Consider the following 16714-nt stretch of genomic DNA (forward strand, 5'->3'; position numbering starts at 1 on the left):
CACAAGCCGCGCTGGCGGTCATTACGCTACCAGAAGCATAACCACGACGCGAATGGTTGTCCCCATTCAAGTCAGTTCTTATAACAGTGTCAGGACAAATCGATGAATGGCCCTGACAGCCCGAAAAGGCTGCTGTGCCGCCGCCCTAGCACCGGATGATTTTGGATCGGTTCGATCCAAAATCATCCGGTGCTAGAATCAAATAGGTAGAGCATGATGTCGTCCGAAAACCGGTGACACTTTTCGGCATCATGCTCTAAGGGAGACGACACCATGCCGCAGCAGGATGGACAGATTTTCGTCGGCGCGAGCCGCAATCCGGATGACAGCATCAACAAGGATGAATTCCTGACGCTGAAATTCGGCAACCGGCACGGTCTCGTCACCGGCGCGACCGGTACAGGCAAGACGGTAACACTGCAGGTGCTGGCCGAAGGGCTTTCCAAGGCCGGCGTGCCTGTATTCTGCGCCGATATCAAGGGCGATCTCTCCGGCATCTCCGCCAAGGGCGAGCCCAAGGATTTCCTCTTGAGGCGGGCCGAAGAGATTGGCCTGTCGCCCTATGAGTTCGATCAATTCCCGGTCATCTTCTGGGATCTTTACGGCGAAAAGGGCCATCGCGTGCGCACAACCATCGCCGAGATGGGTCCACTGCTGCTCGCGCGGCTGATGGACGCTTCGGAAGCGCAGGAAGGCGTGCTCAACATCGCCTTCAAGATCGCCGATGAAAACGGCCTAGCGCTACTCGATCTCAAGGACCTGCAGGCGCTGCTGAACTATATGGGCGAGAATGCCAGCGAGCTTTCCAGCAAGTACGGTCTGATCTCGAAATCCTCCGTCGGCTCGATCCAGCGAGCCTTGCTGGTGCTGGAGCAGCAGGGAGCGGAAAACTTCTTCGGCGAGCCGGCGCTGAAAATCTCCGACATCATGCGGGTCAGCAATGACGGCTACGGCCAGGTTTCGGTGCTTGCCGCCGACAAGCTGATGATGAACCCGCGCCTCTACGCCACCTTCCTGCTGTGGCTGCTCTCCGAACTGTTCGAGGAACTGCCCGAAGTGGGCGATCCGGAAAAGCCGAAGCTGGTCTTCTTCTTCGATGAGGCGCACCTGCTCTTCAACGACGCGCCGAAGGTGCTGATCGAACGTGTCGAGCAGGTGGTGCGCCTCATCCGCTCCAAGGGCGTCGGCGTCTATTTCGTCACCCAGAACCCACTCGATGTGCCGGAGACGGTGCTGGCGCAACTTGGCAACCGCGTGCAGCACGCCCTGCGCGCCTATTCGCCACGCGAGCAGAAAGCCGTGCAGACGGCGGCCTCGACATTCCGGCCCAATCCCGCCTTCGATTGCGCCAGCGTCATTACCACGCTCGGCACCGGCGAGGCGCTCGTGTCGATGCTGGAGGGCAAGGGCGCGCCCTCCATCGTCGAGCGCACGCTGATCCGCCCGCCGTCCGGCCGCATCGGTCCGGTCAGCGATGCCGAGCGCCAGGCCATCATCAATGCCAGCCCGGTCGCCGGCGTCTACGATCAGACGGTCGATCGCGAATCGGCTTATGAAATCCTGGCGGAGCGTGCGCGCAAGGCAGCCGCGCCGCAGAGCGAGAGCGCGGGCGATGACTGGACGCTGCCGGGATTCGGCGGCGACAGCAACAAGCCAGCAGGCCGCGGTCGCTCGGGCTATCAGCGCGAAACGATCATGGAAGCAGCGTTGAAGAGCGTGGCGCGCACGGTCGCGACGCAGGTCGGGCGTGCCCTGGTGCGTGGCATCCTCGGCAGCCTGAAACGGTAGAAAATCACCCTCCCCTTGAGGGGGAGGGTCGGAGCGGAGCTCCGGGGTGGGGTGATCCGCGGCAACCTCTGCAGGTCCGAGTGTCACCCCCACCCGCCGCTTTGCGGCGACCTCCCCCCTCAAGGGGGAGGTGTCAATTTATCGTACCGGAGCGACGAGCGAGAAGAACGCGCCCTGCGGGTCGGTCGCCTGGACGATCCAGCTGCCGCCGGGGACTTCCATCGGGCCATTGGCGATCTTGCCGCCACCTTCGGTGATGCGGGTGATCGCCGCATCGATCGCCGGGACATTGATATAGAAATTCCAGGCCGGCATCGGCATTTCCGCCGGCTTGGTCATGATGCCGCCGAAGTCCCGGTCACCGATCTTGAAGATCTTGTATTTGCCCATCGGCCCCATGTCGAAATCGGAACTCAATTCCCAGCCGAACATCTCGCTGTAGAAATCGAAGGCCTTCGGGCCATCACCGGAATAGAGCTCATGCCACCCGAAATAGCCTGGGGTAGCAGGGGCCGGCGGCTGCCAATCCTGGCCCGGCAGCGGCGTGAAAAGGCAGAAGGCGGCGCCATAAGGATCGGAGACGACGGCAAACCTGCCAACGCTTGGAATATCCGTCGGCTCGCGATAGATCTTGCCACCCTTGGCAGCGACCGTCTTTGCCGCCTCGTCGACATCGGGAACACCGATATAGCCGGTCCAGCAAGGCGGCGTGCCCATGGCCTTTGCCCCCTCCGGCAATATCATCAAACCGGCGATAGGGCCTGCGCCGGCACTGAACAGCGTATAATCCATGCCGACTTCAGGCATGCCGGCATCTGCGGCATCCCAGCCGACGACCTTGGTATAGAAAGCTTCGGCCGCCTTCATATCGGTGGTCATCAGCTCGTACCAGACAAAATATCCCTTCTCAGCCATGGTATCTCTCCCAGTTGTGATTGTTGCGGTCATCCGTCTCGTCCTGAGCCCGATGTCGGCGCAAGCGCATCACGGCCGATGAAAGTGACGGCCGAACGATGGTCAATCGGTTGGCCCGTCATTCCTCGGCAATCAGGCTCCAGATCTTAACTAGGCGCAAAGCGTAATAATTCGACCCCTTGCGCCGCATGGCATGAATTTGGCAGCCTCGTCATACCTAATGGCAGCAGGAATCCGCCTTCGCCGCATCCTGATATTCGTCATGACGACGAACGAAATCCATGGTGTGGCCTTCATTCCGGCCCTTCGGCGCATTGTCGAGGATCATCAGCGTACCGATCATTTCCTCACCGCCGCGCGCATAGCTGGAATAGGTGTGAAAGATATTGCCGGCTTCGTCCTTGTAGAAGGCGCTGAGGCCCGGCAACTCGTCATTGCCGTCGGCGGCGTCCATATTGCCGAAGTTATAGAACACCTTTTCGCCGGCGAGCTGCTCTTTGGTGAAAGAGACGTGATAGTCGAAATTGAAATCGTTGGAGAAAGACGACACCCATGGGAACTTCCAGCCCATGCGTTTCTTGTAGGCCTCAATCTTTTCGATCGGCGCGCGGGCAACGGCGACCAGCGTGACATCATGATGATTGAGATGCGGAAGCGCTCCATCGAAATGATCGGCGAGGAAGGAGCAACCGGTGCATCCGGCATCCCAATCCGGGCCGAGCATGAAGTGATAGATGACCAGCTGGCTGCGGCCATCGAAGAGATCCGCAAGCGTCCTCTTGCCGGCCGGCGTATCGAAAACGTAATCTTTATCGACCTTTACCCAAGGCAAAGCCAAGCGTTCCGCATTGACGCGGTCGCGAAGATGCGTTGCCTCCTTCTCCTTGGCGAGCAGCTGACGGCGGGCTTCGAGCCACACTTCCCTGGAAACGACCTGGTTCATTGTCAGCGCCCTCCTCCGGCGTTTTCATCCCCAAATCTTGACAAATACATTGATATCAATATTAATGAATCATGTCAAACGCAGTCGAAATCCCCTTTGAAACCACGCTGTTAGTGCGCGATACCTGCCTTTGCCTGCATGTGCAGCGCGCAGCACGCGCTCTTGCCCGTCGTTTTGACGAAGCACTGAGGCCGTTTGGGCTGACCAACGGCCAATTCTCCCTGATGATGTCCGTGAACCGGCCGGTGCCGGCATCCATGGGATCGGTCACGGCGCTGCTCGCAATAGATCAGACGACGCTGACGGCGGCTTTAAAGCCGCTGGAACGACGTGGATGGATCAATATCGTGCCCAATCCCGAAGACCGAAGAGCCCGCCTTCTCAGCCTCACGCCATCCGGAAAGGCAGCGCTTGCCGCCGCCGTGCCGGTCTGGAAGACAACGCATGCGGCCCTCGAAGAGCGACTGCCCGACGGCAATGGCGACCGCTTGCGCCGCGACCTTGCTATCCTGCTCTGAACGGCGGCTCCGATAGGCGGGGATCGCGGTCGAAATCCTGCCTTTCGAAGCCGATGCGATGCCGGGGGAATTCACAGAGCGCTTGGATGCCAAAGCGCGACAGCCGGATGCGCCAGGTCTGGCGCTCCACAGGTTCGCGCGCGGAGAAGGCCCTGGCCGTCAGGAGTGCGATATTCCTGCTGCCCCGGGGATCCCGAACGGATCGGTAGAGGATTGCTTCGATGCCGCCGGCCCGCGCCGCCTCGGCAAGCGACTGGCATGCCTCGTAGTTGACCGGATCGGTCCAGTGCTGCCGGTCGCGATCCAACGGAGGCGCGGTCAGGTCGACCGCTGCCTTCGTGGCGATCGACGCGGCAAAAGCGGTGTACTCCGCCGCATTGGCCGGCAGTGGCGTGTCGGGTGAATCACGAAAAAAGAGCAACCGATAGAAGCTCATCTCGGCCAGGGCCGTTTCCACCTGCTCGGAGGCGTAGAAAACGCCAAGCGTGCGGCCAGCGCGACGGAAACGAGAGCCGTGCGGGTAGATCGCACCATAGCGGAAGGGTGTCGCGAGCAGATAGTCGAGATCGGCGCATTCCGGCGGCAGGACCGGCTTGCTCTCCTCCAACAGACTTTCGAGAAGCGTCTGCTCCTCAAGCGTATCCACGAGCTTCAGCGTCGAGACCTGATGCTGTGCTTCCACCAGTCGCCAATAACGGCCGGAAATGGCCCTCGCCTCAGATGAGAGCGCGGCGGGCGTCCAGATAGGCAAGGACATCGGTCAAACCAGAAATCGAAATTATCTTGTCGATGGGCGCTGCGCCGAAGGCGAGATTGCCGTTGCGCAGCCATTGGCGGGCCACAGCCTCGTCGCCACCCACGATGGCATCGAGCGAGCGGAAGAGCCGAACGAAAAGCACGGCCAGCTCGAACGGCTTGCTGTTGCGCTCCAGCAAATGATCCTGCCGCTTCATACGCGATACCGTTGCTTCCGAGACGCCGATGACGGCAGCCAATATGCGGGCATTCAATCCCAGCCGCTCGGCGGCATTGACCACCGCCTTGGTAATGACGAGTGCTTCGCCAGGTTTTGCCTGACCAACTGCCTGTGCCATTGTCATAGCCACATCCTTTCCTAGGAAAAAATATAGCATATTTCTTGCAAAAGAAAAGGAGCAGAAACGATATCCCTGCTCCCGAAGTTTTCAAGATACGCAGCTGTTCGCTTCAGACAACAGCAACCGGCACTTCGGTCGAGGTGCGCATGGCGTGGCTGTAGGGGCACACGATATGCGCTGCGGCAGCAAGCTTTTCAGCCTCGGCCTTGTCCATGCCTGGGATATGGACCGCCAGAGACACTTCGATGCCGAAGCCGCCGCCATCCGCGCGCGGACCGATGCCGACAGTCGCAGTCACCTTCGCGTCTTCCGGAATCTTGACCTTCTGCTGACCTGCGACAAATTTCAGTGCGCCTAGGAAGCAGGCGGAATAGCCGGCTGCAAAGAGCTGCTCCGGATTGGTCCCCGTGGCACCGTCGCCGCCGAGTTCCTTCGGCACGGTCAGCGTGACGTCGAGGACGCCGTTTTCGGAAACTGCATGGCCGGCGCGGCCACCGGTGGCAGAAGCTTTGGTGGTATAGAGAATTGGCATGTCATGTCTCCTTTTGTGTTGGATAGCGATTATATACATCACGATTTAATCGTGCACAACATGTATTTTTTGCAATTTGATTTTGCAAAGTGAATTTGTGACAATGCCTGCAACAAGAAAAATGGCGGAGCAGCAATGACGGACAAGGCGGATGGGCAGAGCATGATATCTGACGAGGAAAAGCGGCTGGAAAGCCAGCTTTGTTTTGCCGTCTACAGCGCCGCGCATGCCTTTAACCGGGCCTACAAGCCAATTCTCGATCGCGTCGGCCTCACCTATCCGCAATATCTCGTCATGCTGGTGCTGTGGGAAAAGGGCTGCCTGTCGGTCAAGACCATCGGCGAGAAGCTCGATCTCGATTCCGGAACGCTGTCGCCATTGCTGAAGCGGCTCGAACAGGCCGGCCTGATCAGCCGTGCGCGCGATCCGAAGGACGAGCGGCAAGTGATTATTTCCCTGACGGAAAAGGGTGCGGGCATGAAGTGCCAGGTTGGCGCAATCATGGATGCCATCGGCCAGGCGACGGGTTGCGACATGACCGAAATGGCCAATCTTCGCGATCGGCTGCAAAAGCTGAAGATCAATCTGGCGGCAGAATGAAGCCTCGGCGCAGGAACTGCTCCACCCTTAGGAAGTCGGGAAATCAAAAGGGCGCCGAATAGGCGCCCGTTTCAATGATATTCGATCAGCTCGTAACGAGGATCGGCGCGCGCTCCGGCACGCGATCATAGAGATCGATGACATCCTGGTTCAGCAAGCGGACACAGCCGGAGGATACGGCCTTGCCGATGGAGCGCCAGTCGGGATTGCCGTGCAGGCGGTAGAGCGAATCCTGCTTGTCTTCGAAAATATAGAGCGCACGCGCGCCAAGCGGATTCTTCAAGCCCGGATCCATGCCGCCATTGGCAATGGAAAACTTCACAAGCTCCGGCTGACGGGCAACCATTTCGTCCGGCGGGTTCCAGCGCGGCCACTTCTTGCGCCACTGAATGACGCCGCGGCCCTGCCAGGCAAAGCCCTCGCGGCCGACGCCAATACCATAGCGCATTGCTGTACCGCCCTGCTCGGTGACATAGAGCATGCGCTCGGTCGTGTTGACGATCACACTGCCCGGCGCCTCCCCAGTCGGATCCACGACGCGCTGACGATAAAAACGCCGGTCGATCTGTTCGTAGGGAACCGCGGGGATATGGAAGCCGCCATCGTCCATAGCCGCATAGATGACGGCCGGATCCGGCTGCTCGCCGTCATAGCTGGAAAACCAGGTACGGAACGACCTTGGCGCGCCGGTATATTGTACCGGGCTGACAACCGGGCCGTTGTCGATGGTGGAGGCGCAGCCGGCGAGCGTCGAAACGGCACCGATGCCAGCAAAAGCGAGGAAGTTACGTCGGGATAAAGATGAAGGAATGCTCATGTCGACAGCATCGTTCCTTTTGAGGGGGAAGCGAGAACCCGCGATACGTAGCTGATTCGGCTCCCTGAGAGGTTTGCAGAGACAAGCGCAAAATTAAAGAGCGTAGACGACCCCGACTATCGCACTTATGCAACATCACGAAAATTTGTGGTAAAATACTCCTACAAAACGACAATTTCCGTCTTATCGGGAACCCGATTGTAGAGATCTATCACATCCTGATTGAGCATGCGCACGCAGCCGGAGGATGCCGCCTTGCCGATCGACTGCCAATCCGGGGTACCGTGAACGCGGTAAAGCGTATCCCGGCCATTTTGGTAGATATAGAGCGCACGCGCGCCGAGCGGGTTTGTCGGACCGGGATTCATGCCGCCGCGCTCCGCCGCCAGCGACTTCATCTGCGGGTCGCGTGCAACCATTTCGGCAGGCGGCGTCCAGCGCGGCCATTTCTGCTTCCGCTGGATCATGCCCCTGCCGTGCCAGGCATATCCCGCCGCGCCGAGGCCGACGCCATAGCGCATGGCCCTGCCGCCCGGCTCGACGAAATAGAGAAAGTGGTTTCGCGTATCGACGACGATGGTGCCGGGCCGCTCATTGGTCTGATAATCCACCTCCTGCCGCAGGAAGCGCGGATCGATGCGCTTGTAGGGCACGGCCGGCAGCATGAAATCGTCTTCGTTTCGCTGGGCATACATGGCCTGATGCACGGGATTGAAGGTCGGCAGACCGTAGGTCTGATGGAACTGCGTGCGGAAGAGGTCACGCGCCTGCGGCACCGGCTGCACCGGCAGGCGCTGCACCTTCTGCGGATCGATGCCTTCGGGGCGATAGAAGATCGGCGCGGTCTCCTGCGCGAACCGGTCCGGATCTGTCGCTCCGGTATCGGGAATGATGCTGCAGGCGGACAATGCCGCCAGGGCGGCAGAGGCGAGCAGGTGACGGGAGGCGGGCAGCAGATCGGCCATCATCGGAAACCAGTTGAAACATATCGGGTCAGCCGCATGATGACCGCTGCGGCTGGAGCGAAGCTGGCGTCATCTGCGAGATATTGTCCGGGGCGAGATATTGTCCGGATTGACCAAACTTCTGTTTTCCCTTGCGGCGTCATGGGCTAGACCATTGCAGGACGGAGGATCGCATGAATATCGACAGTCTCGACCCGGCCATTTTCGACCAGACCGACCGCAAGAGTTGGCTGAAGCTGGTGGAACGGGCGCTGAAAGGCCAGGATTTCCGGGAAACGCTGGTATCGCGGACCGATGACGGCATTGCCATCGAACCGCTTTACGAGCGGCGGACCGATGGCACGCCGCTTTCCCGCCAGCGGGCCGACATGCCCTGGACGGTGACCCAGCGCATGGATGATCCGAGCACCGAGCGGGCGCTGGCGCAGCTTGAAGACGATCTTGCCAATGGCGCAACCGGCATCTGCCTTGTCTCCAAAACCTCCGCTTCCGCCTTCGGCACCGGCATGGATGCACAGGCCCCGACCTTTTCCGAGACGCTGACGGCCACATCGAGCAGGACCGCGACACTGCGCCTTGATGGCTTTTCTTCCGGCATCGCCAAAGCGGTGGCAACGTCGATTGCGAATGACGCCATCCAAAGATTGCACCTCGGCCTCGACGCTTTTTTATCAGCCGGCAATTTTTCCAATTTCATAAGCGACATCAAATACTTCATAGAATTAAGATTGGCTTGCACGATCATCAATGCAGACGGTCGTGTGGTGCACAATGCCGGCGGCACCGAGGCACAGGAACTGGCCGTCATGGCCGCAAGTCTCGTCGGCCATTTGCGACTGCTTGAACAGGCGGGCCTTTCGCCGGAAGCGGCGCTTCGGGCAACGAGCCTCTGCCTTTCTGCCGATCAGAACCAGTTTACGACGATGGCAAAGACACGCGCGGCGCGGCTGATCTTCGCCCGGATCGCCGAGGCCTCTGGTGTCCCCAATCCGCAGCCGGCGCATCTCCTGGCGGAAACGAGCTATCGCATGCTCACCCACCGCGATCCCGAGACGAATATTCTGCGCAATACGATCGCGGTCTTTTCAGCCGGCGTCGGCGGCGCCGACGAAATCTTGGTCCTGCCGCACAGCCTGACGCATGGCATCCCCGACCCGCTGGCGCGGCGCCTGGCGCGCAACACGCAGACAGTCCTCATGGCCGAGAGCCATCTCGATCATGTCGTCGATCCCGCCGCCGGAGCCGGCGGCATCGAGGCGCTGACCAACACGCTTGCCGAGCGGGCATGGGATATTTTCACGGAGATCGAAAGCAAGGGCGGATTGGCAAAGGTGATTGCCAGCGGCGAGCTTGCGGCGATGATTGCCGAGGCGCGAGCCAATCGCATCGCCAAGCCGATCGTGGGAACGACGCTGTTTGCGATGAAGACGGAGCGGCCGGTGGTTGTTTTAGGGGCATTGGGACCGGTTGCTGGCGGCATGGGGTTGATGCCGGTGCGGCTGGATGAAGGGGTGGAGGCATGAGAATGAACATCGCGTCCGAGGCACGTGCGATACCCCCCTCTGTCGCTTTCGCGACATCTCCCCCACAAGGGGGGAGATTGTTGGGAGAGTGTCGCTTGCCCCACAACAGAACCCGACATCGTGTCAGCAAACCAGCTGAGAGTTTGAGGCAAACGCGCGCCGCAAGTCACCAATCTCCCCCCTTGTGGGGGAGATGTCACCAAGTGACAGAGGGGGGTAACGCAACCTCGGCATCCACGGAGGTCGCGGTCCCATGACCAAAATCCCCAACTTCGCAAACATGCCCTGGGCCAAGCCGCCAGCAACCGCGCCAACAACCAACGCCCCAGCCTGGGAGACCCCCGAAGGTATCGCCGTCAAACGCACTTACGGTGAAAGCGATCTCGCCGGCCTGAACTTCCTTGAGACTTACCCCGGCGCAGCACCCTTCGTGCGCGGCCCCTATCCGACGATGTATGTCCAGCAACCCTGGACCATCCGGCAATATGCCGGCTTCTCCACCGCCGAGGAGTCCAACGCCTTCTATCGCCGCAATCTCGCGGCCGGACAGAAGGGCCTTTCCGTCGCCTTCGATCTTGCCACCCATCGCGGCTATGACAGCGATCACCCGCGCGTCGCCGGCGATGTCGGCATGGCGGGTGTCGCCATCGATTCCATCCTCGACATGCGTCAGCTCTTCGATGGCATTCCCCTCGATGAAATGAGCGTGTCGATGACGATGAACGGCGCCGTGTTGCCGATCATGGCGCTCTATATTGTTGCAGCGGAGGAACAGGGCGTCTCCGAAAACAAGTTATCGGGCACGATCCAGAACGACATCCTCAAGGAGTTCATGGTCCGCAACACCTATATCTATCCGCCACAGCCCTCTATGCGGATCGTTTCGGACATCTTCAGCTATACCAGCCGGCGCATGCCAAAGTTCAACTCGATCTCGATCTCCGGCTACCATATGCAGGAGGCCGGCGCGACCGCGGATCTGGAACTCGCCTACACGATCGCCGACGGCATCGAATATGCGCGGGCAGGCGTGGCTGCCGGGCTCGATATCGACAGTTTCGCCCCTCGCCTGTCCTTCTTCTGGGCCGTCGGCATGAACTTCTTCATGGAAGTCGCCAAGATGCGCGCCGGGAGGCTGATCTGGGCGGCGCTGATGCAGAAGAACTTCGCGCCGAAGGATCAGAAGTCCCTTGCGCTCAGGACCCACAGCCAGACCTCCGGCTGGTCGCTGACGGCGCAGGACCCGATGAATAACATCATCCGCACCATGGTCGAGGCGATGGCGGCAACGCAGGGGCATACGCAATCGCTCCATACCAATTCCTTCGACGAGGCGTTGGCCCTGCCGACGGATCATTCTGCCCGCATTGCCCGCAACACACAGATCCTGCTGCAGACGGAGTCAGGCACGACAGGGATCATCGATCCTTGGGGCGGCTCGGCCTATGTCGAAAGGCTGACCCATGATCTTGCCGCGCGCGCCCTTGCCCATATCGAGGAGGTAGAGGCGCTCGGCGGCATGGCGAAGGCGATCGAGAAGGGCATTCCGAAGCTCAGGATCGAGGAAGCGGCCGCACGCACGCAAGCACGCATCGATAGCGGCCATCAGACCGTCGTCGGCGTCAATTTTTCCAAACCGGAGCAGGATATCGAAGTCGATGTCCTAAAGGTCGAGAATTCCGAGGTGCGGGCGCGTCAGCTTTCCAAACTGCAGCAGCTGAAAGGCACCCGCGAGACGACTGCCGTCGAAACAGCCCTGGATGCCTTGACGGATGCCGCGCGAAACGGCACCGGCAATCTGCTCGATTTTGCTGTCAAGGCGGCAAGGGCGAGAGCCACCGTCGGCGAAATCTCGCTGGCGCTCGAAAAGGCCTATGGCCGTCATGTCGCCGAGATCAGAACCATCTCCGGCGTCTACCGCAAGGAAGTCGGCTCCGAAGATCCCGTCTTTAACGCGGCCGTGGCCAAAGTCGAGGCGTTCCGCAGGGCGCGGGGCGAGAAGCCGCGCATCCTCATCGCCAAGATGGGCCAGGATGGGCACGATCGCGGCCAGAAGGTCATCGCCACGGCCTTTGCCGATCTCGGTTTCGATGTCGTCGTCGGCGCCATGTTCCAGACGCCGGAGGAAGTGGCCGACGTCGCCGTGCGCGAGGGGGTCGATATCGTCGGCGCATCGTCGCTTGCCGCCGGCCATCTGACGCTGGTGCCGGAATTGAAAGCTGCGCTCGCTCGCCGCCATGCCGGCAAGGTGCTGATCGCCGTTGGTGGCGTCATTCCGCCACAGGATTTCGCGGCCCTCGAAGGGGCGGGAGCAGATGCGATTTTCCCGCCCGGAACCGTGATCGCGGATGCGGCCTCGGCACTGATAGAAAAGCTGATGGCGTAAGCCCCGACATGCAGAGCGGTTCGGCTTATCTCCCGTACCGCTCTTTAGGGGACTGGTTTAGACGGCGACGCTCCTGAAGAATTCGATGCTCTGCTCGATCTCGCCCGGCAGGGCCGAATTATGGCTGCCCGGCACCGTTGCCATTTCCATCTTCACGCCAGCGGCCGTCGCCCGCTTCGAAAGCAGCGCCAGGCGCGAGTCGAAATGCGCTTCCTCGGTGCCATGGAACAGCTTTATCGGGCTTTTGAAGCTGTGCGCATAGCAGAGCGGCGAGCGCATCTGGAATTCGCGCGGGTTCATAGTGTTGAAGCGGATATCCTGCGGATAGCGGCCGAAGAAGGCATAGGCATCCGGATTGCCTGATATCGGCGCGACCGCGCGAAACCGCTTCGTCGACATGGCGGTCAACATGGCCAGCGTGCCGCCGATGCTGTGTCCGGCCAGGAACAGGCGATGCGGATCGACACCCGGCAGATGCCGCAGCCGGTTGGAGGCGGCCAGTACATCAGCAACTTCGTCGTAAAAGCCCGAGAAATTGCCCCTCTGCCCATTTTCGCCGCGCATGGACGGGATCATGATGACGTAGCCGGCATCGATATACGGCTTCATCAGCTGCCAATGCCCCTGGCCGATGGCGTTGCCGCCGTGCAGGAAAAGCACGGCCGGCTTCGGCTTCAGCGAGCGCGTATAGCGGGAAACCCAAGCGACGAGCTCCAACTCATCGCCAACGCCGCTGCGATAGAAAAGCCGGTCAGCCGTCGAGGGCGTGGCCAGGGGTTCGTAAATGTCGGGAGCCGGCCCCTTGCTCAGAAGGTCCGTCCGAAACGCATGGCGCTCCTTGGCATAGTCGCCGGCGAGCTGCGGCGGCGCATCCGAAGCCTTTTCATCGCTCCGGGCGATCTCGCCCTTGGTCTCGGCCGGCTTGCTTCCGGTCGTGCTGTCATCGGCTGCTCTGGCGATAGCGGGCGCGAAAAGGGTGGAAGCGATTCCGGCCAGAACAGCACGGCGATCGAGACGGAATGGGTGGTCGTCAGACATGGTCATAGCTCTGTCCAAATATCCCGGCGCAGCGCAAATCTGCACGGGTTGAAAGGCAAGGCCAACTCACATTGTGGTGAGGAATCGCCCTGCCCTATTCATCGACAACGGGAGCCTTGGCGTCAATCATCGCAATCAAAGTTTCCAGCCTGTCGGCCTCGTAGGGCGGCTTGTCCGGCCGCAGTCGTGCAATGCGCGGAAAACGCATAGCGACGCCCGATTTATGCCGGGTGGAACGATTGATGCCTTCGAAGGCGACCTCGAGCACGAAGCCGAAATCGCGATCGGCGCGCACGGCCCGCACCGGGCCGAAACGATCGACCGTATTGTTGCGCACGAACTTATCGAGCACCTCCAGCTCCGCATCGGTGAAGCCGAAATAGGCCTTGCCGACGGGTACGAGCTGCTCGCCCTCCGGCGTCGTCGCCCAGACGCCGAAGGTGAAATCGGAATAGTAGCTGGATCGCTTGCCATGGCCGCGCTGCGCATACATCAGCACGGCATCGACATTATAGGGATCCCGCTTCCACTTGAACCAGGGACCCTTGGCCCGACCGGCGAGATAGGAACTGTCTTTGCGCTTGATCATTACGCCCTCGATCACCGGATCGGGCGGCGAGGTGCGCAACCGGTCCAGCTCCTCCCAGGAGGAGAAATCGACGAGCGGCGACAGATCGAAACGGTCGTGCGGGGCGGCATCGATGATGTCAGTCAGCCGCTCACGCCGATCGAGGAAGCCGCGGGCGCGCGCATCCTCCGCCCCATCGAACAGAAGATCGTAGGCACGGATGAAGGCCGGAAACTCCTCCAGCATCTTTGAGGTGACGGTCTTGCGGTTGAGGCGCTGCTGCAAATCGGAAAAGCTGCGCGTCGGGCTGTTGGAGCGAACGGTGCCGCCGACCAGCAGCTCGCCATCCATGACGCCCTCGAAATTCATGGCGTCCACAACGTCTGGAAAGGCGCCGGATATATCGTCACCGGAGCGCGAATAGAGCTTGCTCGTCTCCCCGGAGCGCGAAAGCTGAACGCGGATGCCATCCCACTTCCATTCGGCGGCGAAATCCCGCGGATCAAGCCCATCGAGATCGCCGGGTTCCACCGGGTTGGCGAGCATGACGGAATGGAAGATCGCCGGCGTCGCCAGGATCGGCTTCTCAGCCTCCCCCGCAAGCCAGCGGAATAGGCTTTCATAGGGCGGCTGCAGACCATGCCAAAGCGTTTCGATCTCGGTCACGTCCTTGCCGCCAAGCTCGGCGAGCGCCTGTTTGGCGAGGCGTGCCGAGACGCCGATGCGTAGCGCACCGGTCGCAAGCTTCAGGAAGGCGAAACGACCTGACGTATCCAGCCGGTCCAGCAGATCGCGGACGAAACTGCGCACCTCGGTCCGCCCGAGCGCGTTCATGCGGTGAACGACGTCGCCGAGCTTCGGCTGCTCTCCAGCAGGGCGCTCGATGTCGCTTTCCTTGTCCCAGACCAGGGAGATCGTCTCGGCCAGATCGCCGACATAATCGTAGGAATAGCGGAACAGCACATCGTCCATGCGCTCGAGAACGAGTTCGCGCAGCATTGCCGGCTTGACGTTGCGCACTTCCAGCGTGCCGGCGATGGCGGCCAGGCCATAGCCGCGGTCGGGGTCCGGCGTGTCGCGGAAATAATCGGTCAGCAGCTTCAGCTTGCCATTGCGGCTCGGCGTCAGCACTAGGCGGTCGAGAAGGTCGGCAAAGGCTTTCATCAATCGCCCTCGTCTTCATAGCCGACGAGATGCAGCGGCTTGGCGGCGGTGCCCTGCAGCTCGCACCAGCGCACCAGCGCCTCTTCGCGGCCGTGGGTGACCCAGACCTCGCTTGGCTTCAAGTCGGAGATCGTCTCGGTCAGTTCGGGCCAGTCGCAATGATCGGAGATCACAAGCGGCAGCTCGACACCGAGCTGCTTGGCGCGCTGGCGTACCATCATCCAGCCGGAGGCGAAGGCCGGCAGCGGATCGTGGAACCGCCTCGCCCAGCGATCCTGGTAAGCGGAGGGCGGGCCGACGACGACGGTGCCGTGGAAGATCGACTGATCGCGACTTTCGATGGTGGCCGGCTTGAGCTCGCCGAGCGCGATGTCCTGGCTCACATAATAGTCGCAGAGCGTTTCGAGCGCGCCATGAATATAGATCGGCTTGTCATAGCCGGCATCGCGCAAAAGACGGATGACGCGCTGTGCCTTGCCGAGCGCATAAGCGCCGATCAGATGCGTTCGCTCGGGGAATTGGCGAAGTGAGGCCAAAAGCTTCTGCGTCTCCACCATGGGATCGGGATGGTGGAAGACCGGTAGCCCGAAGGTGGCCTCGGTGATGAAGACATCGCAGGGAACCGGCACATAGGCTTCACAGGTCGGGTCCGGCCGGCGCTTGTAATCCCCCGAAACGACGATCCGCAGCCCATCCTTCTCCACCATGATCTGCGCCGAGCCGAGCACATGGCCGGCAGGATGGAACTGTACCTTCACCCCGTTGATCGTCACCTCCTCGCCGAAGCCGATCGCCTGTTCCGATGCCGCAAAGCCGTCGCCATAACGGATGCGCATGATATCGAGGGTCTGGCGCGTGGCGAGCACATGGGCGTGACCGGAGCGGGCATGGTCGGAATGGCCATGCGTGACGAGTGCCCGACCGACAGGCTGCACGGGATCGATATAGAAGCCGCCAATCGGGCAGAACAGGCCCTCGGGCGCCGGATAAAGCAGTTGATCGGGTCTCATGACTATGAGGATAGCGCGATTTGCACGATTAGGTAGCGATGACAGCAGCTTTTTGATCGAATCCGCGTGTCGGTTGGCAATCCGGAAGGTCGAAAACCAGGACATCCTCGCAATAGGGCTTCGCCTTTGCCACGACGACGCCGTTCGGATCGACGATGGCGCTGCTGCCATAGCTCACCCAGCCATCGTCATTGCTGCCGACGACATCTGACGCAATGACCCAGCATCCCGTATGCCTGGCGCATATCTGCAGGCTCGAAATGCCCGGCCGGTGCCACAGCTCGGCTTTGTGAGGCCGGAGCATGAGATTGATGGGGTTGCAGATGAGGCCGGCTCCCTTTCTCGCCAGTCGCGCCGCGGTATAGGGATATCTGAGATCGGCGCAGATATTGATGCCGAAGCGCCAATGTCCCTCTTCCCAGACGGGAAAATCTTTTCCCGGCGTGCAGCCCTTTTCGAGCGGATGCGCCTTGGCATAGATCCCGATTATCCGGCCCGACTTGGCGACGATGGCGCTGTTGTAGATCGCATCGCCTCTCCTTTCGAAAAGGCCGACAATCGTCATCGTCCTCCCGGCAGCGAAACGTGCGACAAGAGCGTTCAGCTGCGGATCATCGAGAGAAAGCGCGCGGCGTTTGGCAATGGCTTTATCGTAGCTATGCCCCTGCAGATAGCATTCGGGGAAAAGGGCGAGATCGATGCCCTGCGCTTCAGCCCAGGCGAGGTCGCGCGCCAAAACCTCGGCCGCCTGCTCGACGGCGTCGAAAAGTGCCAGACGTTGAAAGGCCGCGATCCGCATGCCGGATGGGTACCATGTGCAGCGAGTCGCCCCTAGTACAAACGGATCGGA

Annotated in this window: 16 protein-coding genes; 5 read left to right on the forward strand and 11 right to left on the reverse strand. The window is 60.8% G+C overall.

Features of this window, described 5'->3' with window-relative positions; genetic code table 11:
- Positions 1-273 precede the first annotated feature (273 nt).
- A complete protein-coding gene (locus tag FP026_RS22975) occupies positions 274-1788 on the forward strand; it encodes a helicase HerA-like C-terminal domain-containing protein (protein WP_149636892.1) in 1515 nt (504 codons plus the stop codon).
- Between the two features lie 138 nt (positions 1789-1926).
- On the opposite strand, the gene FP026_RS22980 is transcribed toward FP026_RS22975, so the two are convergent.
- Together FP026_RS22980 and FP026_RS22985 are read right to left on the reverse strand one after the other, a co-directional pair.
- A complete protein-coding gene (locus FP026_RS22980; RefSeq protein WP_149636893.1) occupies positions 1927-2703 on the reverse strand; it encodes a VOC family protein in 777 nt (258 codons plus the stop codon).
- Positions 2704-2920: 217 nt separating this feature from the next.
- Complete coding sequence (locus FP026_RS22985; RefSeq protein ID WP_149636894.1) at positions 2921-3646, reverse strand: DUF899 domain-containing protein; 726 nt, start codon at positions 3644-3646, stop codon at positions 2921-2923.
- Between the two features lie 71 nt (positions 3647-3717).
- On the opposite strand from FP026_RS22985, the gene FP026_RS22990 reads away from it, so the two are divergent.
- Positions 3718-4164 carry a MarR family winged helix-turn-helix transcriptional regulator gene (locus tag FP026_RS22990; RefSeq protein ID WP_149636895.1) on the forward strand — a complete coding sequence of 149 codons (447 nt, stop codon included), beginning with the start codon at positions 3718-3720 and terminating at the stop codon, positions 4162-4164.
- Here the strand turns inward: FP026_RS22990 and FP026_RS22995 are convergent.
- From FP026_RS22995 to FP026_RS23005, 3 genes are all read right to left on the reverse strand, one after another.
- Positions 4151-4921 carry an RES family NAD+ phosphorylase gene (locus tag FP026_RS22995; RefSeq protein WP_149636896.1) on the reverse strand — a complete coding sequence of 257 codons (771 nt, stop codon included), beginning with the start codon at positions 4919-4921 and terminating at the stop codon, positions 4151-4153. The genes FP026_RS22990 and FP026_RS22995 overlap by 14 nt on opposite strands.
- Positions 4881-5264 carry an MbcA/ParS/Xre antitoxin family protein gene (locus FP026_RS23000; RefSeq protein ID WP_149636897.1) on the reverse strand — a complete coding sequence of 128 codons (384 nt, stop codon included), beginning with the start codon at positions 5262-5264 and terminating at the stop codon, positions 4881-4883. Before FP026_RS23000 ends, FP026_RS22995 begins: the two co-directional genes overlap by 41 nt.
- 106 nt (positions 5265-5370) lie before the next feature.
- The gene (locus tag FP026_RS23005) at positions 5371-5793 is read right to left on the reverse strand and encodes an organic hydroperoxide resistance protein (RefSeq protein ID WP_149636898.1); all 423 of its coding nucleotides are present in this window, start codon (positions 5791-5793) and stop codon (positions 5371-5373) included.
- Between the two features lie 135 nt (positions 5794-5928).
- On the opposite strand from FP026_RS23005, the gene FP026_RS23010 reads away from it, so the two are divergent.
- Complete coding sequence (locus FP026_RS23010) at positions 5929-6393, forward strand: MarR family winged helix-turn-helix transcriptional regulator (RefSeq protein ID WP_149636899.1); 465 nt, start codon at positions 5929-5931, stop codon at positions 6391-6393.
- A gap of 85 nt (positions 6394-6478) precedes the next feature.
- On the opposite strand, the gene FP026_RS23015 is transcribed toward FP026_RS23010, so the two are convergent.
- Positions 6479-7210 carry a L,D-transpeptidase gene (locus FP026_RS23015; protein ID WP_149636900.1) on the reverse strand — a complete coding sequence of 244 codons (732 nt, stop codon included), beginning with the start codon at positions 7208-7210 and terminating at the stop codon, positions 6479-6481.
- A gap of 161 nt (positions 7211-7371) precedes the next feature.
- Positions 7372-8175, reverse strand: a complete 804-nt coding sequence (locus FP026_RS23020; RefSeq protein WP_246665411.1) for a L,D-transpeptidase — start codon at positions 8173-8175, stop codon at positions 7372-7374.
- 173 nt (positions 8176-8348) lie between these two features.
- Between FP026_RS23020 and FP026_RS23025 the strand changes: the two genes are divergently transcribed.
- Positions 8349-9698 (forward strand): methylmalonyl-CoA mutase family protein, encoded by a 1350-nt coding sequence (locus tag FP026_RS23025; RefSeq protein ID WP_149636902.1) that lies wholly within the window; start codon positions 8349-8351, stop codon positions 9696-9698.
- A gap of 253 nt (positions 9699-9951) precedes the next feature.
- Entirely contained in the window at positions 9952-12084 is a 2133-nt protein-coding gene (gene scpA / locus FP026_RS23030) for a methylmalonyl-CoA mutase (protein WP_149636903.1), read from the forward strand.
- Between the two features lie 57 nt (positions 12085-12141).
- Here the strand turns inward: scpA and FP026_RS23035 are convergent, their stop codons facing one another.
- From FP026_RS23035 to FP026_RS23050, 4 genes are all read right to left on the reverse strand, one after another.
- Complete coding sequence (locus FP026_RS23035) at positions 12142-13128, reverse strand: alpha/beta hydrolase family protein (RefSeq protein ID WP_149636904.1); 987 nt, start codon at positions 13126-13128, stop codon at positions 12142-12144.
- Positions 13129-13216: 88 nt separating this feature from the next.
- Positions 13217-14854, reverse strand: a complete 1638-nt coding sequence (locus FP026_RS23040) for a cisplatin damage response ATP-dependent DNA ligase (protein ID WP_149636905.1) — start codon at positions 14852-14854, stop codon at positions 13217-13219.
- Positions 14854-15864: a ligase-associated DNA damage response exonuclease gene (locus FP026_RS23045; protein ID WP_149636906.1), complete on the reverse strand. Its 1011-nt coding sequence runs from the start codon at positions 15862-15864 to the stop codon at positions 14854-14856. Before FP026_RS23045 ends, FP026_RS23040 begins: the two co-directional genes overlap by 1 nt.
- 28 nt (positions 15865-15892) lie before the next feature.
- The gene (locus FP026_RS23050; protein ID WP_149636907.1) at positions 15893-16663 is read right to left on the reverse strand and encodes a carbon-nitrogen hydrolase family protein; all 771 of its coding nucleotides are present in this window, start codon (positions 16661-16663) and stop codon (positions 15893-15895) included.
- Positions 16664-16714 lie beyond the last annotated feature (51 nt).

The organism is Martinezella tropici (assembly GCF_008370325.1).
Classification (GTDB): Bacteria; Pseudomonadota; Alphaproteobacteria; order Rhizobiales; family Rhizobiaceae; genus Rhizobium; species Rhizobium tropici_B.